The organism is Roseomonas sp. OT10, from assembly GCF_020991085.1.
Taxonomy (GTDB): domain Bacteria; phylum Pseudomonadota; class Alphaproteobacteria; order Acetobacterales; family Acetobacteraceae; genus Roseomonas; species Roseomonas cutis.
In genome coordinates this window covers 1,827,953-1,848,712 of the sequence record NZ_CP087719.1, presented here as the reverse complement: position 1 = coordinate 1,848,712, position 20,760 = coordinate 1,827,953, and the positions used below count along the sequence as shown (strand labels likewise).

At 73.9% G+C, this 20,760-nt stretch carries 22 protein-coding genes and 1 other RNA gene; 14 read left to right on the top strand and 9 right to left on the bottom strand.

Annotated features, from left to right (window positions below; all coding sequences use genetic code 11):
• Positions 1–4: 4 nt before the first annotated feature.
• From LPC08_RS08530 to LPC08_RS08510, 5 genes are all read right to left on the bottom strand, one after another.
• Positions 5–874, bottom strand: a complete 870-nt coding sequence (locus LPC08_RS08530; RefSeq protein WP_230452271.1) for a TIGR00282 family metallophosphoesterase — start codon at positions 872–874, stop codon at positions 5–7.
• Complete coding sequence (locus LPC08_RS08525) at positions 871–1,452, bottom strand: 5-formyltetrahydrofolate cyclo-ligase (protein WP_230453017.1); 582 nt, start codon at positions 1,450–1,452, stop codon at positions 871–873. Before LPC08_RS08525 ends, LPC08_RS08530 begins: the two co-directional genes overlap by 4 nt.
• A 13-nt stretch (positions 1,453–1,465) precedes the next feature.
• A non-coding RNA gene (gene ssrS, locus LPC08_RS08520) (6S RNA) lies at positions 1,466–1,620 on the bottom strand.
• Positions 1,621–1,629: 9 nt separating this feature from the next.
• Positions 1,630–1,950, bottom strand: coding sequence for a cell division protein ZapA (locus LPC08_RS08515; protein WP_230452270.1), 321 nt, complete (start codon positions 1,948–1,950; stop codon positions 1,630–1,632).
• Positions 1,951–1,954: 4 nt separating this feature from the next.
• A complete protein-coding gene (locus tag LPC08_RS08510) occupies positions 1,955–2,257 on the bottom strand; it encodes a hypothetical protein (protein WP_230452269.1) in 303 nt (100 codons plus the stop codon).
• Positions 2,258–2,391: 134 nt separating this feature from the next.
• Between LPC08_RS08510 and LPC08_RS08505 the strand changes: the two genes are divergently transcribed.
• The 5 genes from LPC08_RS08505 to thiE all read left to right on the top strand — a co-directional run bounded on the left by LPC08_RS08505 (position 2,392) and on the right by thiE (position 6,402).
• The gene (locus LPC08_RS08505) at positions 2,392–2,814 is read left to right on the top strand and encodes a hypothetical protein (RefSeq protein ID WP_230452268.1); all 423 of its coding nucleotides are present in this window, start codon (positions 2,392–2,394) and stop codon (positions 2,812–2,814) included.
• A 116-nt stretch (positions 2,815–2,930) separates the two neighbouring features.
• Entirely contained in the window at positions 2,931–3,848 is a 918-nt protein-coding gene (locus tag LPC08_RS08500; protein WP_230452267.1) for a class I fructose-bisphosphate aldolase, read from the top strand.
• Positions 3,848–5,107 (top strand): hypothetical protein, encoded by a 1,260-nt coding sequence (locus LPC08_RS08495; protein ID WP_230452266.1) that lies wholly within the window; start codon positions 3,848–3,850, stop codon positions 5,105–5,107. Before LPC08_RS08500 ends, LPC08_RS08495 begins: the two co-directional genes overlap by 1 nt.
• Positions 5,085–5,696, top strand: a complete 612-nt coding sequence (locus tag LPC08_RS08490; protein WP_230452265.1) for a hypothetical protein — start codon at positions 5,085–5,087, stop codon at positions 5,694–5,696. The genes LPC08_RS08495 and LPC08_RS08490 overlap by 23 nt, the downstream gene beginning before the upstream one ends.
• Positions 5,697–5,763: 67 nt before the next feature.
• Positions 5,764–6,402: a thiamine phosphate synthase gene (gene thiE, locus LPC08_RS08485; RefSeq protein WP_230452264.1), complete on the top strand. Its 639-nt coding sequence runs from the start codon at positions 5,764–5,766 to the stop codon at positions 6,400–6,402.
• A gap of 24 nt (positions 6,403–6,426) precedes the next feature.
• On the opposite strand, the gene LPC08_RS08480 is transcribed toward thiE, so the two are convergent.
• Complete coding sequence (locus LPC08_RS08480; RefSeq protein WP_230452263.1) at positions 6,427–8,025, bottom strand: ABC transporter substrate-binding protein; 1,599 nt, start codon at positions 8,023–8,025, stop codon at positions 6,427–6,429.
• Between the two features lie 183 nt (positions 8,026–8,208).
• Between LPC08_RS08480 and LPC08_RS08475 the strand changes: the two genes are divergently transcribed.
• Together LPC08_RS08475 and LPC08_RS08470 are read left to right on the top strand one after the other, a co-directional pair.
• Positions 8,209–9,519, top strand: a complete 1,311-nt coding sequence (locus LPC08_RS08475) for a hemolysin family protein (protein ID WP_230452262.1) — start codon at positions 8,209–8,211, stop codon at positions 9,517–9,519.
• Positions 9,520–9,565: 46 nt separating this feature from the next.
• Entirely contained in the window at positions 9,566–10,273 is a 708-nt protein-coding gene (locus LPC08_RS08470; protein ID WP_230452261.1) for an FkbM family methyltransferase, read from the top strand.
• Here the strand turns inward: LPC08_RS08470 and epmA are convergent.
• Complete coding sequence (epmA, locus tag LPC08_RS08465; protein WP_230452260.1) at positions 10,264–11,313, bottom strand: EF-P lysine aminoacylase EpmA; 1,050 nt, start codon at positions 11,311–11,313, stop codon at positions 10,264–10,266. The two genes, LPC08_RS08470 and epmA, sit on opposite strands and share 10 nt — an antisense overlap.
• Positions 11,314–11,408: 95 nt before the next feature.
• Here epmA and LPC08_RS08460 point away from each other — a divergent pair, with 95 nt between their 5' ends.
• On the top strand, positions 11,409–12,500 hold the full coding sequence (locus LPC08_RS08460; protein WP_230452259.1) for a lysine-2,3-aminomutase-like protein: 1,092 nt from the start codon (positions 11,409–11,411) through the stop codon (positions 12,498–12,500).
• On the opposite strand, the gene LPC08_RS08455 is transcribed toward LPC08_RS08460, so the two are convergent.
• A complete protein-coding gene (locus LPC08_RS08455) occupies positions 12,467–13,729 on the bottom strand; it encodes a metal-dependent hydrolase family protein (protein WP_230452258.1) in 1,263 nt (420 codons plus the stop codon). The two genes, LPC08_RS08460 and LPC08_RS08455, sit on opposite strands and share 34 nt — an antisense overlap.
• Before the next feature lie 119 nt (positions 13,730–13,848).
• Between LPC08_RS08455 and LPC08_RS08450 the strand changes: the two genes are divergently transcribed.
• Entirely contained in the window at positions 13,849–14,841 is a 993-nt protein-coding gene (locus LPC08_RS08450) for a Bug family tripartite tricarboxylate transporter substrate binding protein (protein ID WP_230452257.1), read from the top strand.
• A gap of 79 nt (positions 14,842–14,920) precedes the next feature.
• Here LPC08_RS08450 and LPC08_RS08445 read toward each other — a convergent pair whose 3' ends face one another.
• Entirely contained in the window at positions 14,921–15,370 is a 450-nt protein-coding gene (locus LPC08_RS08445) for a DUF3592 domain-containing protein (protein ID WP_230452256.1), read from the bottom strand.
• A gap of 222 nt (positions 15,371–15,592) precedes the next feature.
• Between LPC08_RS08445 and efp the strand changes: the two genes are divergently transcribed.
• The 5 genes from efp to LPC08_RS08420 all read left to right on the top strand — a co-directional run bounded on the left by efp (position 15,593) and on the right by LPC08_RS08420 (position 20,760).
• Complete coding sequence (gene efp, locus LPC08_RS08440) at positions 15,593–16,162, top strand: elongation factor P (RefSeq protein WP_230452255.1); 570 nt, start codon at positions 15,593–15,595, stop codon at positions 16,160–16,162.
• A gap of 163 nt (positions 16,163–16,325) precedes the next feature.
• The gene (locus LPC08_RS08435) at positions 16,326–17,183 is read left to right on the top strand and encodes an inositol monophosphatase family protein (RefSeq protein ID WP_230452254.1); all 858 of its coding nucleotides are present in this window, start codon (positions 16,326–16,328) and stop codon (positions 17,181–17,183) included.
• 138 nt (positions 17,184–17,321) lie between these two features.
• Positions 17,322–17,924: a hypothetical protein gene (locus tag LPC08_RS08430; protein ID WP_230452253.1), complete on the top strand. Its 603-nt coding sequence runs from the start codon at positions 17,322–17,324 to the stop codon at positions 17,922–17,924.
• Positions 17,921–19,069: a MotA/TolQ/ExbB proton channel family protein gene (locus tag LPC08_RS08425; RefSeq protein WP_230452252.1), complete on the top strand. Its 1,149-nt coding sequence runs from the start codon at positions 17,921–17,923 to the stop codon at positions 19,067–19,069. The genes LPC08_RS08430 and LPC08_RS08425 overlap by 4 nt, the downstream gene beginning before the upstream one ends.
• A gap of 47 nt (positions 19,070–19,116) precedes the next feature.
• Complete coding sequence (locus tag LPC08_RS08420; RefSeq protein ID WP_230452251.1) at positions 19,117–20,760, top strand: peptidoglycan -binding protein; 1,644 nt, start codon at positions 19,117–19,119, stop codon at positions 20,758–20,760.

Sequence of the window (20,760 nt, the reverse complement as noted above, 5' to 3'; positions counted from 1 at the left end):
CGCCTCATCCTGCCACGGACAGGGTGCCGGTTGCGAGCGGCTCACGCGGCCCGGCCGGGGGCGGCAGCAGCGGCGACAGCCGTCCCCCGACCCGCAGCGGATGGATCGCGCGGGCCAGGCCGGTCGCATCGTCCGTCTCCACCAGCGCGCCGCACAGGGTCGCCTCGCCCTCCGCCGGCGCCAGCCGCTCGCCCGGCACCTTGCGCCAGAAGCGCAGCGCGGCCGGGCCCTTCTGCATGCCGATGACGCTGTCGTAGTCGCCGCACATGCCCGCATCGGTCATGTAGGCGGTGCCTTCCGGCAGGACCTGGTGGTCGGCCGTGGGGACATGCGTGTGCGTCCCGATCACCAGCGAGGCGCGGCCGTCGAAGGAATGGCCCAGCGCCAGCTTCTCGCTCGACGCCTCGGCATGCACGTCCACCACGATCGCCTGCACCGTGCCCTGCGCCCCCAGCGCGTGCCGCGCCAGCTCTGCCTGGAGGGCGCGGAAGGGGTCGTCCAGCGGCTCCATGAACAGCCGGCCCATGACGTTCACCACCAGGGCCCGGCGCCCGCCCGGCACCTCCACCACCGCCGCCCCCTGCCCCGGCGTGCCGGGCGGGTAGTTCAGCGGCCGGATCAGCCGCGATTCCTGGGCGATGAAGGGGACGATCTCCTTGCGGTCCCAGCTGTGGTTGCCCAGCGTCAGCACGTCCGCCCCGGCCTCGAGGAAGGCGCGCGCCATCTCGGGCGACAGGCCGAAGCCGTGGCTGGCGTTCTCCGCGTTCACCACCGCCAGGTCCACGCCCAGCTCGCGCCGCAGCCCGGGCAGGCGGGCGACCACCGCGTCCCGCCCGCTGCGGCCCACCACGTCGCCCAGGAACAGAATTCTCACGCAGGCTCTCCACAGGCGATCACGCCCCGCTCGGTGGCCACGGCCGGCAGCGGCACGTCGCCCGGCCCGACCGGCACCGCCGCCACCTCCTGCGCCGCATAGGCGAAGCCCAGCGCCACGGCCCCGGGCAGGGATTCCAGCGTCCGGTCGTAGTAGCCGGCCCCGTAGCCGAGGCGATGGCCGCGCCGGTCGAAGGCCAGCAGCGGCACCAGCAGCCAGTCCGGACGCAGCAGCGGCGCCTCGGGCAACGGTTCGGACAGGCCGAAGCGCGCCGTGGCCAGGGGATCGCCCGGCGCCCAGCGGCGGAAGGCCAGCGGCTGCCCGCGCCGCGTGGCGACCGGCAGGGCGAGGACGTGGCCGCGGGCGTGCAGGGCTTCCAGCAGCGGGCGCGGGTCCAGCTCGTGCCCCATGGGCCAGAAGGCGGAGACGATGGCCCCCGGCGGCGGCGCGTGGCCGGCCAGGACGTGCCGTGCCACGGCCTCGGCCGCGCCGCCCGGGATCAGCCCGGCCCGGCGCCCGATCATGGCCCGGCGCAGCGACGCCTTGCGCGCGACGAGGTCGTCAGCCACCACGTTCATCGGGAAGGAACGGTGCGGAGCCACCGAGACCGCTGGCGATTCATCCTCCCAAGGCCTGCTGACGCAGGTGGGCACCAGATACCCGGACCACGGTCCGGACAGAGCCAGCTCCCGGAGGATGCACATTGGCCCCGGGGATGAGATACCTGGCGCGACCGGCAGCCCCGCCCACCCTAGTTAGGGCCGCTCCAGGTTGGCGGCAATGCCCTCGATCCGCTCCGCGACGCGGGACAGGCGGTCGGCGAGGAGAGGGTTGTCGAGCGTCGGCTGGCCGGAGCGCGCCTGGGACAGTTCCACCCGCAGGTCGTGCACCTCGTCCGCCAGCAGCAGAGCCGCGAGCAGGAGCAGGCGGTTCTCGCCGAACTGCCCGCCCATGGCGCGGACGGAGGCGACGCGCCGGTCCACCTCGGCGGCCAGGGAGACCAGGTGCGCCTCCTGCCCATCCTCGCAGGAGACGGGGTGGCTGTAGCCGCCGACGCGTACCGTGACCTGACCCAATGCCCTAAGCCCCCCGCTCTCGCATCGTATCGCCTGGCTCCTGGCCGGGCTGCTCCCCCTGCCCGGCCGTCTCGCCCACCGCCTCGTCCGGCAGGCTCTCGGCCAGCTCGTCCGGCTCCTCGGGGCTGTCCTCCGCCTCGTCGCGCGCCAGGGCGAGGCGCAGCCGGGCCAGGGTCGCGTCCAGCCGCCGGCTGAGCTCCGCCACCTCAGCCTCGGATGCCGTGTTGCGTGGCCGCGCCGCCACGGCCGCCAGCCGCTCGACCGCCGCCTCGAGCCGTGCCGTGGCCTGGTCCAACCGATCCGCCATCCGCACTCCGACTGCGTGAAATCTTGGCGCAATAGGCACGGCGGGGCCGAGGGGTCAACGTTCCGCCGCCACGCGCGGGCCGCCATGCTGGCCGCCGGCGCGGCGGCACGGGGCGGATGCGGATGCGGGCGGTGGTGGTGCGAAGCGTCGCGGAGGCCGAGGCGGCGCTGGCGGCGGGGGCCGGGCCGGGGGTGCCGGGGGTGCTGCTGCTGTCCGCGCCCGGCGCCGCCGCCTGGCCCGGCGCGGGGGTGGTCGCCGCCATGTTTGCCGCCGCCTCGGCGCGGGTCCCGGGCGTTCCGATGACCGCGGCGCTGGATTGCGGCGCCTCCGCCGGGCTGGCCCTCGACGCCCTGCGGCGCGGCTGGCGCCTGCTGGTGCTGGAGGCCATGGCGCCCGGCCGGGACCAGGTCGCGGGCGCGGCCGCGGCGGTGGGGGCCCGGCTGCTGGCAGCGCGGCCCGAGGCCTTCGACCTGGACGGGCTCGACCTGCGCCGGCCGGCGGTCCGGGCCCGGCTGCTCGCCTGGCTGTCTGGCGGGGCCGGGCCGGACGCGGCATAAGGCGGCAATGCCCCGGCCGGCCGGACGCGCCGCGTCACGCCATGGGCAAGGATGACAGGACGGCCACCCTCGGCTAAACGCCGCGTCATCCTGGGATGGTTCGAAAAGGACGACAAATGCAGCTCACGCCGCAGGTGAAGGAGATCCTCTCCTGGTACGAGAGCGACAACCCCGGGACCAAGGGTAACCTCGCCCGCATCCTGATGCAGGGCAAGCTGGGCGGCACGGGCAAGCTGGTGATCCTGCCGGTGGACCAGGGCTTCGAGCACGGCCCGGCCCGCTCCTTCGCGCCGAACCCTGCCGGCTACGACCCGCGCTACCACTTCGAGCTGGCGCTGGAGGCCGGGCTGAACGCCTATGCCGCGCCGCTCGGCATGATCGAGGCCGGGGCCGCCACCTATGCCGGCACCATCCCGACCATCCTGAAGGTCAACTCCTCCAACAGCCTCTCCACCACCAAGGACCAGGCGGTCACCGGCTCCGTGGCGGATGCGCTGCGGCTCGGCTGCTCGGCGATCGGCTTCACGATCTATCCGGGCTCCGAGTACCAGTTCGAGATGATGGAGGAGTTGCGGGTGCTCGCCGAGGAGGCCAAGGCGGCCGGCCTCGCCGTCGTGGTCTGGTCCTATCCGCGCGGCCCGATGCTGGACAAGGTCGGCGAGACCGCGCTCGACATCTGCGCCTATGCGGCGCACATGGCGGCGCTGCTCGGCGCCCACATCATCAAGGTGAAGCCGCCGACCGAGGCGATCTCGCTCGACGCCGCGAAGAAGACCTACGAGAAGGCGCCGGTTCCCGACATCGGCACCCTCGCCGGCCGCATCAAGCACGTGGTGCAGGCCTGCTTCGGCGGCCGCCGCATCGTCATCTTCTCGGGCGGCGAGGCCGGCACCCACGAGGCGATGGTGGAGATGGCCAAGGGCATCCACGCGGGCGGCGGCAACGGCTCCATCATGGGCCGCAACGCCTTCCAGCGCGCCAAGCCGGACGCCCTGAAGCTGCTGTCCGACATCATCGACGTCTACAAGAGCTGATGTCCGCCGCGTCGGGGCGACGCACCGACTCCGTCGCCCCGGCCAGCCCGATCCTGACCGGTGGCGACGGCATCCGTCTCCACCTTCCCGCTGCCGCCACCGCCCTCGCCCTGCCGCTGGCCCTCGTCGCGCTCGCGCTGGCCTTCCGCTACCTCGCCTATGCCGCCGCTGCCGTGCCCTTCGGGGGGCTGGCCGCCGCCATGTGCCAGTGGGACTGCGGCTGGTACGTCTCGGTCGCGCATGGCGGCTACCAGATCGAGCCCCTGCCGGACGCCTTTGACCGGGCCAACTGGCCGTTCTTCCCCGCCTTCCCGCTGCTGCTCTCGGCCGTCGCGCCGGGAAGCTGGCTCGGCCATATCCAGGCCGGGCTGGTCCTGAACGGCATCCTGCTCGCCGCCTTCGTCGGGCTCGCCATCCTGTGGTCGCAGCAGACCCAGCGCACCGACCCCCGCTGGGCCGGGCCCACCGAGCTCGCGCTGTTCCTGCTCGTCTGGCCGGCCAGCTTCTACCTCTCCGCCCCGCTGACCGAGGCCCTGTTCAACACGCTGCTGCTGGCCATGCTGCTGCTGTGGCGTTCCGGGCGATGGCTGCTGGCGGGAATCGCCGCGGCGCTGCTCTCCGCGACGCGGCCGAACGGCGTGGTCGTCGTCGCGCTGGCCGCGCTGGCCGTCGCCTTGCCGCCCCTGTTCCGCCTCCTCCGCGCCAGGGCGCCGGCGGACCGGCAGGAGGCGGGCCTCGCGCTGCTCCAGGCGGTGGCCTTCGGCGCCCTGGGCGGGCTGGGCGTCGCCGGCTTCATGATCTTCCTGCACCGCCACATCGGCGATGCGCTCGCCTTCGTGCATGTCCAGGTCGCCTGGGGCCATGGCTTCGAGAATCCCATCGCGACGCTGATCCACGGGCTGCGCGCGAACGACCTCGACCGGCTGACCGGGAACGTCGCCGTCAGGCGCAGCGAGCTCTTCGCCGCGCTGATCGCCATGGCCTCGCTGCTGGTCATCGCCTGGCTGGCCTGGACGCGGCGCTGGCTGGAGACGGCGATCCTGACCGCCACGCTGGTCGTCCCCCTCAGCACGGGCTTCCCGATCGGGCTGATCGGCATCCAGCGCTACATGCTGACCAACCCCTTCCTGATCCTGGCCGTCTGGGACCTGGTACGGCGACTGCCGCCGACCCTGCGCGGCGGTGTCTTCCTCCTCCTGGCCGCCGCGCACGGCTGGGGATTGTGGATGTGGTACCGTGGCGCCTTCGCGATGGTCTGACCGCCGTTTCGTGCTGCCCGCCGCCGTCCTGACGGCCGCCATCGGCATCCATGTGACGGCCCTGTCCCTGGCGCTGCAGCCCCGCGTCGGCCACGACTATGCCGAACGCTACATCGCCCTGAACCGCTCCTGCCTGCACATGCCGCCGCCGCCCGTGCTCGCGGCCATCCCGGCCCAGCTGGCCCGGGATCCGGTCACGGGCCGCTGCGGGTCGCTGCTGCGGGCCGGCTGGCATCCGCACGAGGCGACGGGTACCTGGTCGTCGGCGCGCCGTGCCGTGCTGGAGCTGGGCATTGCCCCTGGGCTGCGGACCGAGGACCGGTCCCTGACGCTCCGGCTGATGGCGCCATTCGGGGCCACCGTCCATCCCCGTGTGCTGCGCGTGCTGCTGGACGGCGCCCCGGTCGCCACCGAGCGCTTCACCCGCGACGGGGCCACGGCCATCGTCATCGCCGGCGAGAGCCTGCGTCCGGGCGCCACCCATCGCATCGAGCTGCTCCTCGACCGGCTCTACGCCCCGGCGGAGCTCGGGTTGGGCGACGATCGCCGCCGGATCGGCATCGCCTTCCTGGGCCTTGCGCTGGAATGACGCGACCGGAATGAGAGCGGCTCCGGGCCTTGCCGTGGGACGGGAGGCCATGCATCCAGGGGACACCATGGCCCAGCCCGACTGCCGCCTCTACCTCGTCACCCCGCCCGCGCTCGATCCGGCCGGCTTCGCGGACATGCTGGCACGGGCCCTGGATGCCGGCGACGTCGCCTGCGTGCAGCTGCGCCTCAAGGACGTCTCCGACGACGCGATCCGGCGCGCGGCGGACAGGCTGCGCCCGGTGGCGCAGGCGCGGGACGTGGCCTTCCTGCTCAACGACCGCGCCGACCTCGCCATCGCCACCGGCTGCGACGGCGCGCATCTGGGGCAGGAGGACGGCGACCACGCGGCGGCGCGGGCGCTGCTGGGCGAGCGCATCCTCGGCATCACCTGCCACGACAGCCGGCACCTGGCGATGGAGGCGGGCGAGCTGGGCGCGGACTACGTGGCTTTCGGCGCCTTCTTCCCCACGGACACCAAGCAGGTCGTCCACCATGCGGAGCCGGAGCTGCTGCGCTGGTGGAGCGAGGTGATGGAGGTGCCCAGCGTCGCCATCGGCGGCATCACCGCGGCGAACTGCGCCCCCCTTGTGCAGGCAGGCGCCGACTTCCTCGCCGTGGTCGGGGCGGTGTGGAACCACCCCGACGGGCCCGCGGCGGGCGTGCGGGCGATGAACGCCGCCATTGCCGCCGCGGCGGAGGGCTGAGGGGCGGCGTCCTGCCGCGCCGGATCAGCCGGCCAGCCAGGTGTCGTGATAGTCGCTGGAGTCCCAGCGCGGCGTGTTGTGGTGGTTGCGCACGCGCTTGTCCGTGGCCGCCACCTCCTGGCGCTCGGTCGCCATCCAGACGGGCAGCTCGGCGTTCACCAGCGCCACCCATTCGGCATAGAGCGCCTTGCGCCGCGCCGGATCGAGCGCCGAGGCCGCCTGCGCCGCCAGCTCGTCCGCCTGCTCGTTCACCCAGCCGAACTGGTTGGTCCAGGGCGCGCCCTTCGGAGAGCCGGATGTGTACCAGACGGTGGTGGAGATGGCGGGATCGCCGCGGAAGCGGTGCCAGTCCAGCGCCAGGTCGAAGTCCCAGTCGCGGTTCACGGCATTGATCGCGCCGGCATAGTCGTAGTTCACGATCTCCGCCTCGATGCCGATGGGGCGCAGCGACTGCTGGACGAAGGTCGCGAAGAGCGGGACGTCCTCGCCGTTCTGGATCGGCACGATCTTCAGCCGGAAGCGCTGACCCCGCGAGTCCTTGCGGTATCCCGCCTCGTCGAGCAGGCGTTCCGCCCGGGCCCGGTCGAAGGGATAGGGCGGCTCCCCGCCCGGGTAGAAGGCCTTGGCGACGGAGGGGATCGGCCCGGTCGCGGGCCGCCCGAAGCCGTAGAGGAAGTTCTCGATGAAGAAGGGCACGTCGATCGCATGGGCGATGGCGCGCCGCACGCGGACATCCGACAGCTCCTTCCGGCGCAGGTTGAAGCCGACGGTGTTGTTGATCGAGTTGCCGTCCAGCCCCCGGCCCGAAACCTCGAAGCGGCTGTCCTTGGCCAGCCGGTCCAGGTCCGACAGGGCGAGGGTGGAGTAGGTGCTGAGGTGCAGCCGTCCCGTCTCCAGCGCCGCCGCGGCCGCCGCCTTGTCCGGGATGATGTGCCAGAAGATGCGATCGAGATGCGGAGCGTCCTGCCGCCAGTACGACGGGTTCCGCTCCACCGAGACGTACTGCCCGCGCTCGTATCGCGTGAAGCGGAACGGTCCCGTGCCGACCGGCGCGGTGTTGGCCGGATTCTCCAGCGGGTTGCTGCCTTCGTAGAGGTGGCGCGGCACGACGTAGCCGAGGTCGCACAGCGCGCGCAGCATCAGGTCGAGCGGCATGGGCCGGGCGTAGCGGAACACCGCCGTCCGCGCATCCGGCGTGTCCACCGCCTCCAGGTCGCGGTGCAGCTGGGTGCCGTAGTTCTGGTGCTTCCGCCACAGCTCCATCGCGTTGTACTGCACGTCGGCCGCGGTGAAGGGCCTGCCGTCGTGCCAGGCGACGCCGTCGCGCAGGCGGAAGGCGATGCTCCTGCCGTCCTCCGAAGCGGACCAGGAGGTCGCCAGCACGCCCACGATCTGCCCGTCCGTGCCGAGATCGACGAGCGGCTCGATCATCTTGCTCGCGACCATGTTCACGCCGACGCCGGCGCGGATGGCGGGGTTCAGCACGCGCTGCTCGAAGCTGTAGTGCACGTTCAGCGTGCCGCCCTTCGACGGGGCCTGCGCGGACGCGTCGCGGTACGGCAGCAACGCGGACACGGTTCCGGCAAGCCCGGCCGTGACGGCGGTCCTTCGGGTCAGGCGCATGGTTCGGTCACCTCGGCGGTCATGGGTCGGCGGGATGGCCCCATGGTACAGGTCATGGCGCGGAGGTGAACCGCGACGCCACCGCCGGACGGCGTCGCGGGGCGTCATCCGGCCGCGCCTTGCCGCCCACCCGGCCCGTGGTGCATGAGCCCGGGGCAGGCAAGCCCGCGAGGCGGTACGCTCTTGGACATCCTGTTCGGTCTCCTCCTGACGCTGCTGCTCGTCGCCGTCAGCATCGTCATCTCCCTGGCCGAGATCTCCTTCGCCGCGGCACGCGAGACGCGGCTGCGCGCCCTGGCGCAGGACGGGGATACGCGCGCCGCCCGGTTCCTCGCCCTGCGGAGCGACACTGCGGCGGTGGTCACCGCCATCCAGATCTGCCTCAACGCCGTCGGCGTGCTGGGCGGCGTGGTCGGCGAGGGCATGTTGAGCCCGCCCTTCACCGCCGGCCTCATCCGACTCGGCGTGGAGCCGGGCACGGCCGGGACCGCCGGCTCCGTCCTGTCCTTCGCCCTGGTCACTGGCCTGTTCGTCCTGCTCGCGGACCTGGTGCCGAAGCGGATCGCCATGCAGGCGCCGGAGGCCGTCGCGCTGCGGGTCGGCTGGTTCCCGGCGCTCGCGGTGCAGGTGCTGCGGCCGCTGGTCGTCGTCTTCGGCTGGATGGCGGATGCGCTGCTCCGCCTGCTGGGGCTGCCCACGACCTCCGCCGCCGAGGTGGTCACGGCCGAGGAGCTGCGCGCCACCCTGGCCGCCGGGGTGACCTCCGGCACGCTGGACGAGGACGAGCACCGGCTGATCGAGAACGTCCTGGCCCTGCGCCAGCGCACCGCGGGTTCCGCCATGACGCCGCGCGACGAGGTGGTCTACCTCAACCTCCAGGAATCGCCCGCCGTCTGGCAGGAGCGGGTCCGCGCCCATCCCTATTCCCGCTACCCCGTCTGCGACGGCACCCTCGACCGGGTGATCGGCCTGGCGCGGGCGGAGGACGTGCTGGCGGCTGTGCTGGGGGAAGGGCCGGGCGCCTTCGACCCCGCGAAGCTGCGCCGCGACGCGCCGCTGGTGCCGGACACGCTCGACCTCTGGGAGGTGCTGTACCAGTTCGAGGCGCAGAAGGCGGGCTTCGCCGTCGTGGTGAACGAGTACGCGCTGGTGGTGGGCGTCGTCACCTACAAGGACGTGCTGGCGGCCCTGGTGGGCGGCCTGGCCGATCCGTTCGACGAGCGGGCGATCGTCCCGCGCGACGAGAACTCCTGGCTGGTGGACGGCATCGCCCCGATCGGCGACGTGATCCAGGCGCTGGGCGCCTCGCCCGATCTGGCCGACGGCCCCTATGAGACCGCCGGCGGCTTCGTGATGCACCTGCTGCGGCGGGTTCCGCGCAAGGCGGACAAGGTCGAGGCGGGGGGCTTCACCTTCGAGGTGGTCGACGTGGAGGGCTTCCGGGTCAACCAGCTCCTCGTCACCCGCCAGGGCACGACCCGCACCACCGCCTGAGGCGGGGCAGGTTGCCCGCGGGCCCTGGCGGTGCGACGAGCGGGGCATGGACGAGCTGCATTTCCTGACCCGCCTGCACCGGCCCGGCCGGATCGTGGATGTGGGCGCCCATGACGGGCTGCTGGCCGTGCCGCTGTCCCGGCTGCCCGGCGCCCGGGTGCTGGCCTTCGAGCCGCTGCCGGCGGCCTTCGCCCGGCTGCGCGCCGCCTGCGCCGGGCTGCCGGTGGAGCCTCGGCCGGAGGCGCTGGGCGCGGCGCCCGGGCGGCTGAGCCTCTCCGTGCCCGTGCTCGACGGGGTGGCGCAGGAGCAGTGGGCCTCGACCGCGAAGGACTACGGGTCCTTCCCGCATGTGGCGGTGGAGCGGGTGGAGGTGCCGGTGGCGACGCTCGACTCCCTCGGCCTGGAGGACGTCACCGCCATCAAGCTCGATGCCGAGGGCGCGGAGTACGAGGTGCTTTCCGGCGCCCGCGCCACGCTGCGCCGCTGCCGCCCCGTCCTGACGCTGGAGCTGGAGGAGCGGCACCGGGAGGGCGCGACCTGGGCGGTGCCAGCCTTCCTCGATGCGCTCGACTATGCCGTCTGCTTCGCGCTCGACGGGCGCTGGCATCCGGCGGCGGCGCTGGACCGCGCGACGATGCAGCGGGCGAGCCCGGACCCGGCGGTCTTCGCCGCGTCCGACCCCTATGTCTTCAACTTCTACGCCTGGCCGCTGGAACGCGACGCGGAGGCGCGGGCGCTGCTGCCTCAGCGATAGGGGAAGTCGCCCAGCCAGCGGATCTGGGCGATCTCCCCGACGCCCGCGGCCAGCATCGCCAGCCGGTCGAAGCCCAGCGCGATGCCGGAGGTCGCGGGCATCCCCTGCTCCAGCGCCGCCAGGAAGTCCTCGTCCACGCCCCAGCCCGGGCCGTAGAGCCGCTCCCGCTCCGCCACGTCGCGCGCGAAGCGGTCGCGCTGCTCGGCGGCGTCGGTCAGCTCGTCGAAGGCGTTGCCCAGCTCCAGCCCGGCCGCATAGACCTCGAAGCGCAGCGCGGCGCGCGGGTCGGCGGGATCGCGCCGGGCCAGCGCCGCCTGGGGCGCCGGCCAGTGGGTCAGGATGGTGGCGCGGGCGCGGCCCAGATGCGGCTCCACATGCTCCAGCATCAGGTGGAAGAACAGGTCCTCCCAGCCCAGACCTTCCGGCGCCGCCAGCCCGGCCGCGCGGGCGGCGGCGTGCAGGGTGGCGGCGTCGCCCTCGGCCGTCGCGGCCTCCACCGTGGCCAGGATGTCGAGCCCCCCGGCATGGCGGGCAAAGGCGTCGGCGACGGTGATCCGCTCGAAGGGCAGGGTCAGGTCCGTCTCCACCCCGGCATGGGCGACGCGCGGCGGCAGCACGGCGCGGAGATACGCCTCCACCTCCTCGGCCAGCGCCGCCATGCCGGCGCCGGGGCGGTAGATCTCCAGCATGGTGAATTCCGGCGCGTGGCGGGCGGAGACCTCGCCGTTGCGCCAGACCCTCGCCAGCTCGAAGCACGGCCCCACCCCCGCCACCAGCAGCCGCTTGATCGCCAGCTCCGGCGAGGTGCGCAGCCACAACGTCCGCGCCTCCCCCTGCCCCAGATGCGGTTCGAAGCGGCTGGCGAAGCCGTGCAGGTGCACCTCCATCCCCGGGGCCGGGACCAGGGCGGGGGTCTCCACCTCCACGTAGCCGCGCGCTTCCAGGAAGGCGCGGGTGTCGGCCGTCAGCGCGGCGCGGCGGCGCAGGGCGGGCAGGCGGGCGGCGAGGCTGCCGGGGTGCCAGGGCGGAAAGGGGGGCATGGGCCCTTCCATACGCCGCCCGCGCCGCGCCGGCACCGGACCCGTCCGCGGCGGCGGTTGTCGCCCCCGCCCCCCGGGGCTACCTGCGCCGGACCATGCCCGACGGCTCCCTCCCTCCCCCGCCGGTCCTCGCCTCCCCGGGCCGCACGCTCCGCAGCGCGGAGGCGGTGGTCGCGGCCGGCCTCGCCCCGCCGCAGGCCCTGCCCGCGCTGCGCCAGGTGGCGGAGCGCTACGCCGTCTCCATCACCCCGGCGGTGGCGGCGCTGATCGACCCGGCCGACCCGGCCGACCCCATCGCCGCGCAATACGTCCCCCACCCGGCGGAGCGGGACACCCACCCGCTGGAGCTGGAGGACCCGACCGCCGACCACCCGCACTCCCCTGTGAAAGGCGTAGTCCACCGCTATCCGGACCGCGCCCTGCTGAAGCCGCTGCTGGCCTGCCCGGTCTATTGCCGCTTCTGCTTCCGGCGGGAGCAGGTGGGGCCGGATGGCGGGGTGCTGGGCGAGGCGGAGCTGGACGCCGCGCTGGGCTATTTCGAACGCACGACGACGCTGCGCGAGGCGATCCTGACCGGCGGCGACCCGCTGATGCTCTCGCCGCGCCGGCTCGGGGTGATCCTGACGCGACTCTCGGCCATGCCGCACATCGAGGTCATCCGCCTCCATTCGCGGGTCCCCGTGGCCGATCCGGGCCGGGTGACGGAGGCGCTCTGCGCCGCGCTGGAGACGGGGACGGCCCTCTACCTCTGCGTCCACGCCAACCACGCGCGGGAGTTCACGCCCGAGGCCCGGGACGCGCTGCGCCGGCTGCACGCCGCCGGCGCCGTGCTGCTGGGGCAGTCCGTGCTGCTGCGCGGGGTGAACGACAGCGCGGAGGGGCTGGAGGCCCTGTTCCGCGCCATGCTGTCCGCGCGGGTAAAACCCTATTACCTGCACCAGCTCGACCGGGCGCCGGGGACGGCGCGCTTCGAGGTGCCGATCGCCGAGGGCCGCGCCCTGCTGCGCGCCCTGCGCGGCCGGGTCACCGGGCTCGCCTGGCCGGTCTATGCGCTGGACACGCCGGGCGGCGGCGGCAAGGCGCCGATCGGGCCGGAATTCGCGTCGCCCGATGGCGGCGGATGGGTGGTGGAACGGCCGCTGGACGGCGCGCCCTACCGGCACGCCGCGCCGGATTCGTCGCGGTAGACCACGCCTTCCTTCATCACGAAGACCGGCTGCCGCACCAGGCCGATCCGCGCCCGTGGATCGCCGGGCAGCGCCACGAGGTCGGCCGAATACCCCTCGGCCAGGGCCCCGATCCGGTCGGCCATCCCCAACGCCTCCCGCCCGCCGACGAAGCACGCCGTCAGCGCCTGCTCCGCAGCCATCCCCGCCTCGACCATCAGCTCCAGCTCCACCATGCTGGGGCCGAGCGGGGTGCCGGGCGGGCCGACGAAATCCGTCCCCGCAGCCAGCCGCACGCCGTGCCGCACGGCGAGCTCCAGCGAGCGCCGCTGCACCTCGGCATGCCCGGCCCAGGCCGCGACGGCCTCCGGCCGCAGCCCCTGCGCGGCGCCGTGGCGGGCCCGCAGCGCCGGAAGCGCCAGCGTCGGCACCAGCAGCGCCCCGGACTCCGCGAGGCGGCGGCAGGTCTCCTCGGTGATGCCGTGCCCGTGCTCGATGCTGTCCACCCCGGCATCCAGGGCCTGCCGCACCGCCGCCTCCCCGATGGCGTGGGTCGCGACGCGCAGGCCCTGGCGGTGCGCCTCCTCCACCAGCGCCGCGACCTCCGCATCGCCGTAGGAGAGTCGCTGCCGGCCGGGGTCGTTCCCCCATTGCCGCAGCAGGTCCGTGTGCTCGCCCACCGAGCCGCCGATCTTGATGAAGTCCGCCCCCTGGCGCAGCCGCTGCCGCACCCGCTGCCGGCATTCCGCCTCGCCATCGGCGAACATGCCCAGCGCCTCCACCCATCCTTCCGGCCAGGCGGCATGGTCCCAGGTGCCGGCGCGGGAGCAGATGAACTCCCCGGCCGCCACGATGTGCGGCCCCGGCACCGCGCCGCTGCGCACCGCCCGGGCCAGCGGTGGCCCCAGCGGCCCGCCAAGACAGCGCACCGCCGTCACCCCCGCCTCCAGCATGCGGCGCAGATCGGCCGTGGCGCGGGCGGCGCGCAGGGCCATCGGCCAGGTCCAGAGCGCCGTGGGATCGGCGAGATCCAGCCCCCAGAGATGCAGGTGCGCGTCGATGAAGCCGGGCAGCAGCCAGGCGTCGCCCAGGTCGAGGATGCGCCGCCCGACTTCGGCCGGACGCTCCCCCTGGCGCCCGGTCCAGGCGATGCGGCCGCCGTCGATCCACAGCTCCGGCCGCTCCAGCACGGCGGGGGCCGCGGCGGTCCAGGCGAAGCCCGCCCGCAGGATGGTCCCGGTGTCTGCCATGTGGCCGTCCCCCTGCCCGGCCATCCGCGCGGATGACAGGAAATATGTACCGGATGGTACATTTATGTTATGCAAGTCTCCAGACGGCCTCCGGAAGGCCGCAGGAGGACAAGCGTTCCATGACCCTCGACCGACGCACCACCCTGGCGGCGCTGGCCGGTGCCGGGCTCGGCCCCCTCGCCCTCCGCCCTGCCGCCGCGCAGCAGGCCGCGGGCTTTCCCTCGCGCCCCGTTTCCGTGATCGTGCCCTTCGCGCCGGGCGGCTCCACCGATTTCGTCGCCCGCCTGCTGGCCCAGTTCCTGGGCACGACCATGGGCGGCTCCTTCGTCGTGGACAACCGCGCCGGCGCCAGCGGCACGGTGGGCGTCGCCATGCTCGCCCGCGCGCGGCCGGACGGGCACACCCTGGCCGTGGTGCCCAACGGCACCTTCGCCATGGCGCCCTTCCTGCTGCCCTCCCTGCCCTACGACAACGCCAAGGCGCTGGCGCCGATCGGCATGCTGGCCTCCAACGCCATGTTCATCTGCGTGCATCCGCAGAGCGAGCTGAAGACGCTGGAGGACCTGATCGCCGCCGCCAAGGCGCAGCCGGGCAAGCTCTCCTTCGGCTCGGCCGGCGCGGGGGTGGCCAACCACCTGGGCGTGGAACTGCTCCAGGAGATGGCGGGGATCGAGCTGCTGCACGTCATCTACCGCTCCGGCGCCCAGGGCGTGCAGGCGGTGATGGCGAAGGAGGTCACGCTGTCCTTCGTCGACTCCGTCACCGCCATCCCCTCGCTGAAGGCGGGCGAGTTGCGCGCCCTGGCCGTCACCAGCAAGGAGCGCAGCAAGCAGATGCCGGACGTGCCGACGGTGGCCGAGCGCGGTATGCCCGGCTACGTCGCGACCACGGATTTCGGCTTCTTCGCCCCCGCCGGCACGCCGCAGCCGATCATCCAGGCCCTGGCCGAGAATGCGCGCAAGGTGATGCTGTCGGAGGAGGTGCGGAGCAAGCTGGAGCCGCTCTCGATCGACGTCGTCGGCGGCATGCCGGACGAGTTCGCCGCCTACTACGCGGCGGAGTCGCAGAAGTGGGGCGACCTCATCCGCCGCCGGAACATCAAGCCGGAGTGACCCGTCGCCCATGGCGGCGCGTCGTCCCGGCGGGGCGGCGTGCCGCCGTGGCACACCACGCCCAGCGCGGCACCGGCGGTCACGCCGCGCCCGCAGGTCCGCCCCTGCGGAAGGCCGCGCGCAGGACGGCCGCCAGCAGCCCGGCCAGCAGCGCCGTCGCCCCCCACAGCGCCACGACCCCGCTCCAGAGCGCCCAGAGCCCATCCGCCTCCGCACGGGCATGCGCGGCGGCGTCGTAGCGGACGGGCAGGCGCAGCCCGACCGGGTAATCCTCCCGCGCGAAGCTCCAGGCGCTGGCCGCCTCCCGCTCCACCCCGGCCGCGTCGCGGTAGCGGAAGACCGGCCGGCTCTTCGTCGTGCGGTGGATCGAGCGCTGCTGCGGCGAGCCGGCGCGGTCGCGGTAGCCCGCCACCTCCCCCTCCGCCGTGGCGGAGGCCGCCAGGAAGGCGCGGAGCTGGCCCTGCGCCCGCAGCGCCAGGACGCCCGTCGCCGCCGTCCCCAGCCCCGACAGCAGAACGCAGATTAGCATCAGGAATCGGCGTCGCGATGGGCTCATCCCCCGCATCCTGCGCGCCGGCGACCCGATGCCAAGACGGAACATCATGCCCTGCCTGCGCCGGCCGCGACCCGGCCCCGGCGCCGCCGCGGTTGCCCGAACCGCCGCGCGCGTCTAAACGCCGCCCCTCAGCGCGGGCTCCCCGGGGGTCCGCCCGCTCCTTTCCCGTTCCGAGACCGAGGACGACGCGCCCCCATGGCGAAGCAGCAGGCCAACCAGATGCGCCCTGGCCAGGTGATCGAGTTCGAGGGCCGCCGCTGGTCCGTGCTCAAGATCAACATCATGACCCCCGGCAAGGGCGCGGCCGTGATCCAGGTCGAGATGCGCGACGTGAAGACCGGCACCAAGAAGGACCAGCGCTGGCGCACCCAGGACACCGTCGAGCGCCTGACGACCGAGGACAAGGAGTTCACCTTCTCCTATGCCGAGGGCGACGGGCTGATCCTGATGGACCCGGAGACCTTCGAGCAGACCACCGTGCCCAAGGACATCCTGGGCGAGCGCCTGCCCTTCCTGGTCGAGAACATGACCGTCAATGTCCGTCTGATCGAGGGCGACCCGGTCTCCATGGACCTGCCGGACAGCGTGGTGCTGGAGGTGACGGAGGCCGACCCGGTGGTGAAGAACCAGACCGCCACCTCCTCCTACAAGCCCGCCCTGCTCAGCAACGGCGTGAAGACCATGGTGCCGCCCTTCATCTCCACCGGGGAGAAGATCGTGGTCCGCACCGAGGACGCCTCCTACGTCGAGCGCGCCAAGGGCTGAGGCCCGCCGCCGCCGCGCGGCCCCGCCGCGCGCCGCGGCACGACCCGGCATCCGGGGCGGGCCGGCCCCGTCCCGGCCCCCGGTCCCACCCAGCACACCGCACCCGGACGGCCGCGCCCCGCCGGGCGCATCGCGGTCCGGGGCGCGCCAGGAAGATGCCCCGATGCGCACGAGCGCCCGCCTGTCCCCCGCCCTCAACGTCGTCGTCCAGGCCGCCCAGAAGGCCGGCCGCCGGCTGCTGCGCGACTTCGGCGAGGTGGAGAACCTTCAGGTCAACATGAAGGGGCCGGGCGACTTCGTCTCCCAGGCCGACCTGCGCTCCGAGGAGACGCTGCGCCAGGAACTCTCCCGCGCCCGCCCCGGCTTCGCCTTCCTGATGGAGGAGAGCGGCGCGAGCGGCGATGCCGACTGGGAGTGGCGCTGGGTGGTCGATCCGCTCGACGGCACCACCAACTTCCTGCACGGCCTGCCGCACTGGGCGATCAGCATCGGCATCGAGAAGCGGACCGGCGAGAACAGCTCCGAAGTCGTGGCCGGCGTGATCTACAACCCGGCCGCCGACGAGCTGTTCTGGGCGGAGAAGGGCGTCGGCGCCTTCCTCAACGACCGCCGCCTGCGCGTCTCCGCGCGGCGCGAGATGCGCGAATCCGTCTTCGCGACCGGCATCCCCTTCGCCAACGTGCCGAAGCGCGCCGAGTTCTCGGCCACGCTGGCGCGGCTGATGCCGCAGGTGGCCGGCATCCGGCGCTTCGGCGCCGCCGCGCTCGACCTCGCCTGGACCGCCGCCGGCCGGTACGAGGGCTATTGGGAGCTGGGCCTCAAGCCCTGGGACTTCGCCGCGGGCATCGTGATGGTGCGCGAGGCGGGCGGCTACGTCACCGACCCCGAGGGCGGCGACGCCTGGGCCGGCCCCAGCCCGGGCGGCAACATCGTCGCCGGCAACACCCACATGCACGGCCCCCTGCGCGAGGCCGTGGCCGAGGGCGTGACCCGCGTGGCCAGCGCCAAGGCCGGGGCCTGACCCCGGCAACCCCGCGGCCACGGCCGGATCTCCCGGGCCATGCGCGCGGGAAAACCGCCGGCACCGTGGTTTTTCCGGCCCCGCCATCCGCCCGACCGTTTCCGGCAGGGCGCGAACTGCTCTAGCTTGCAGGCCATCATGCTCCGCTTCCGCGACCCGTCTCGCCGCACGGTGCAGGCCGCCGGTGTGGCCGCCATGCTGGCCACCTTGCTGGTGCTGGGCGGGACCGCCGCCGGGCTGGCGCAGATCGTGCCGCCGCTCGCCGTGCCCCCCGCCCCCGCCGCCGCCCCGCCGGCACCGCCCGTGCTCTCGCCCGATGCCGCGCCGGCCACGGCCTCGGCCGGGCTGGTGCGATTCGGCGACATCCCCCTGCCCACGGATTTCGTTCCGCTCCCCGAGGGCGGATGGCGCCTGCAGGGCAGCCTGGGGCAGGGCATCGCGGAGGGCGCGGATGCGCGCGCGCTCGGCCGGCTGGCCAGGGCCATGGCGGACCGCACCACCGGCCGGGTCACCGTGGTCGCCCGCGTCGCCGGCCCGGCCGACGATGCCTCCACCGCGCGGCGGAACAGCCTCGCCCATGCCCAGGCGCTGAAGGCGGTCCTGGAGGCGGGCGGCCTGCCCGGCACCCGCATCGACCTGCGGCCCATGGGCCATCCGGCCGCCGAGGCCCCGGCGCAGGACAGCCTGGACCTGCTGCCTCCCCCGGCGCCGCGGGCCGGCGCTCAGACACGCACGCCATGACCCGCCCGACCCACTACCTCCTGCGCATGCTGGCCTTCCTGGCCGTGGTGCTGGGGATCGCCGCCGTCCTCTCCGACACGCTGCTGGGCGCCTTCGAGGCGAATCTGGTGCTGAACACGGTCATCCTGGCCGTGCTGCTGCTGGGCGTGGTCTGGACGCTGCGCCAGGTGCTGTCGCTCAAGCGCGAGGTGGACTGGCTGGAGGCGTTCCGCGATCCGCGCCCGGGGCAGCCGGAACCCGCCGCGCCGCACCTGCTGGCGCCGATGGCCTCGATGCTCGCGACCAGCCAGGGCGGGCGGAAGCGCGACCGGCTGATGCTCTCCACCACCGCGATGCGCTCCGTGCTGGACGGCATCGCCTCCCGCCTGGACGAATCGCGCGAGCTGTCGCGCTACATGACCGGGCTGCTGATCTTCCTCGGGCTTCTCGGCACCTTCTGGGGCCTGATCCTCACCATCGGGTCGGTGGCCGAGGTCATCAACGGCATGTCCGTCGGCTCCGGCGATCTGAACGCCCTGTTCAACCAACTGAAGTCGGGGCTGGCACAGCCGCTGCGCGGCATGGGGGTGGCCTTCTCCTCCTCCATGCTGGGCCTCGCCGGCGCGCTGGTCCTGGGCTTCATGGATCTGACCGCGGGCCAGGCGCAGAACCGCTTCTACAACGAGTTGGAGGAATGGCTGGCCGGGGTGACCCGGCTCTCCTCCGGCGTGCTGGGGGGCGAGGGCGAGGCAAGCGGCTCGGTGCCGGCCTATGTCCAGGCACTGCTGGAACAGACGGCGGAGAACCTGGAAGGCCTCCAGCGCATCCTGGCGCGCGGCGAGGAGCGCAGCGGCGCCGCCAGCCAGGCGCTCATCACCCTGACGGAACGCCTGAGCGTGCTGACCGACCAGATGCGCGCCAGGCAGACGCTGATGCAGCGCGTGGCGGAGAGCCAGGCCTCCCTCGCCCCGGTGCTGCAGCGCATGGCCGATGCCCAGGGCCATGACGAGGCCTCGCGCAACCACCTCCGCAACATCGAGCTGTACCTCGCCCGGGTGATGGAGGATGCCGCCCAGGGGCGGGCCCAGTCGACCCAGGAGATCCGCAGCGAGATCAAGCTGCTGGCGCGCACCATCGCCGCGCTGGCGGAGGCGCCGCCATCGTGACCGGGCCGGCCATGCCGCATCCGGCCGGGCGGGGCTGAGGGCGCACCATGGCGCTGGGGAGCGGCCGCCGGGGATCGCGCGAGGGGCTGAACGCCTGGCCCGGCTATGTGGACGCGCTGTCCACGCTGCTGATGGTCATCATCTTCGTGCTGCTGGTCTTCGTGCTGGCGCAGGGCTTCCTCTCGGTGGCCCTGTCCTCCCGCGACCGGGCGCTGGACCGGCTCAACCGCCAGGTCGCGGAGCTGGCCGAGCTGCTGTCCCTGGAACGCGGACAGACCCAGGACCTGCGCAGCAGCCTGGGCCGGGCGCAGCAGGAGCTGCAGGCGGCCATCGCCGCGCGGGAGGCGGCGCAGCGCGACCTGACCGGGTTGCGGGCGGAGCGGGACCGGCTGGATGCGGAGCGCGATGCGCTGCGCGGAGAGCGCGACGGGCTGGCCGCGCGCCTTGCCGATGCGGAGCTGTCGGGCCGCGGCACGGGCGAGCGGATCGCCAGCCTGGAGCGGCGGCTCGCGGAAGCCCTGTCGCGGGTCGAGGCCGCGGGCGGCGAGACGGCCCAGGCACTGCGCGAGCGCACCACGACGGCCCGCAGCCTGACCGCGGAACAGGCGGCCCGCCAGCAGGCGGAGCGTTCCCTGGCCGAGGCCCAGGCCGCGCGGCAACAGACGGAACGATCCCTGGCCGAGGAGCGGGGCGCCCGCCAGCAGGTCGAGCGCAGCCTGGCGGAGACGCGGGCGGCGCAGGAGCAGGCGCAGCGCGCCCTCGCGGCCCTGCGCGAGGAGGCGGCGCGCCTGGACCGGCAGGTGCAGGCCGATGCGAAGACCATCGAGGCCCGTCTGTCGGATCTCGCGACCCTGTCGCAGCAGGTGCAGGCCCTCACCGCCCTGCGCGACCGGCTGGAGCGGGAGGCGCAGCAGGCGCTGGCCCGGGCGGAGGAGGAGGAGCGCCGGCGGACCGCGGCCGAGGTGCTGGTGACCGAATCCCGACGCCAGGCGACCGCCGCCGCCGAGGGAAGGCGCAGCGCCGAGGCCCAGGCCCAGGAGTACGGCCGCCTCGCCGAGAGTGCCCGCGCCCAGGCGGCGCTGCTGGGGCAGCAGCTCGATGCCCTGCGCGCCGAGTTGCAGCGGGTCGCGGCGGCGCTGGAGGCCCAGGAGGCGTCGGGGCGTGACAAGGACGCGCAGATCGCCTCGCTCGGCGCGCGGCTGAACGTCGCCCTCGCCGCGCGGGTGGAGGAGCTGCAGCGCTACCGCAGCGACTTCTTCGGCCGGCTGCGCGACGTGCTGGGCGACCGGCCGGAGGTGCGGATCGTCGGCGACCGCTTCGTCTTCCAGTCGGAGGTGCTGTTCCCCGTGGGCAGCGCCGACATGTCCGCCGCCGGCCAGCAGCAGATCCGCCAGATCGCGGGCGTGATGCGCGAGCTCTCGGCGCAGATCCCGCCGGAGGTGAACTGGATCCTGCGGGTGGATGGCCATGCCGACCGGACACCGATCCGCGGTGGCGGGCGCTTCGCGTCCAACTGGGAGCTTTCGGCCGCGCGGGCCATCGCGGTGGCGCAGCTGCTGATCAACGAGGGCCTGCCGGCGCGCCGGGTGGCGGCCACCGCCTTCGGCGAGAACCAGCCCCTGGACGAAGGGGATTCCCCCGAGGCACTGGCCCGCAACCGGCGCATCGAGCTGCGCCTGACCGACCGCTAG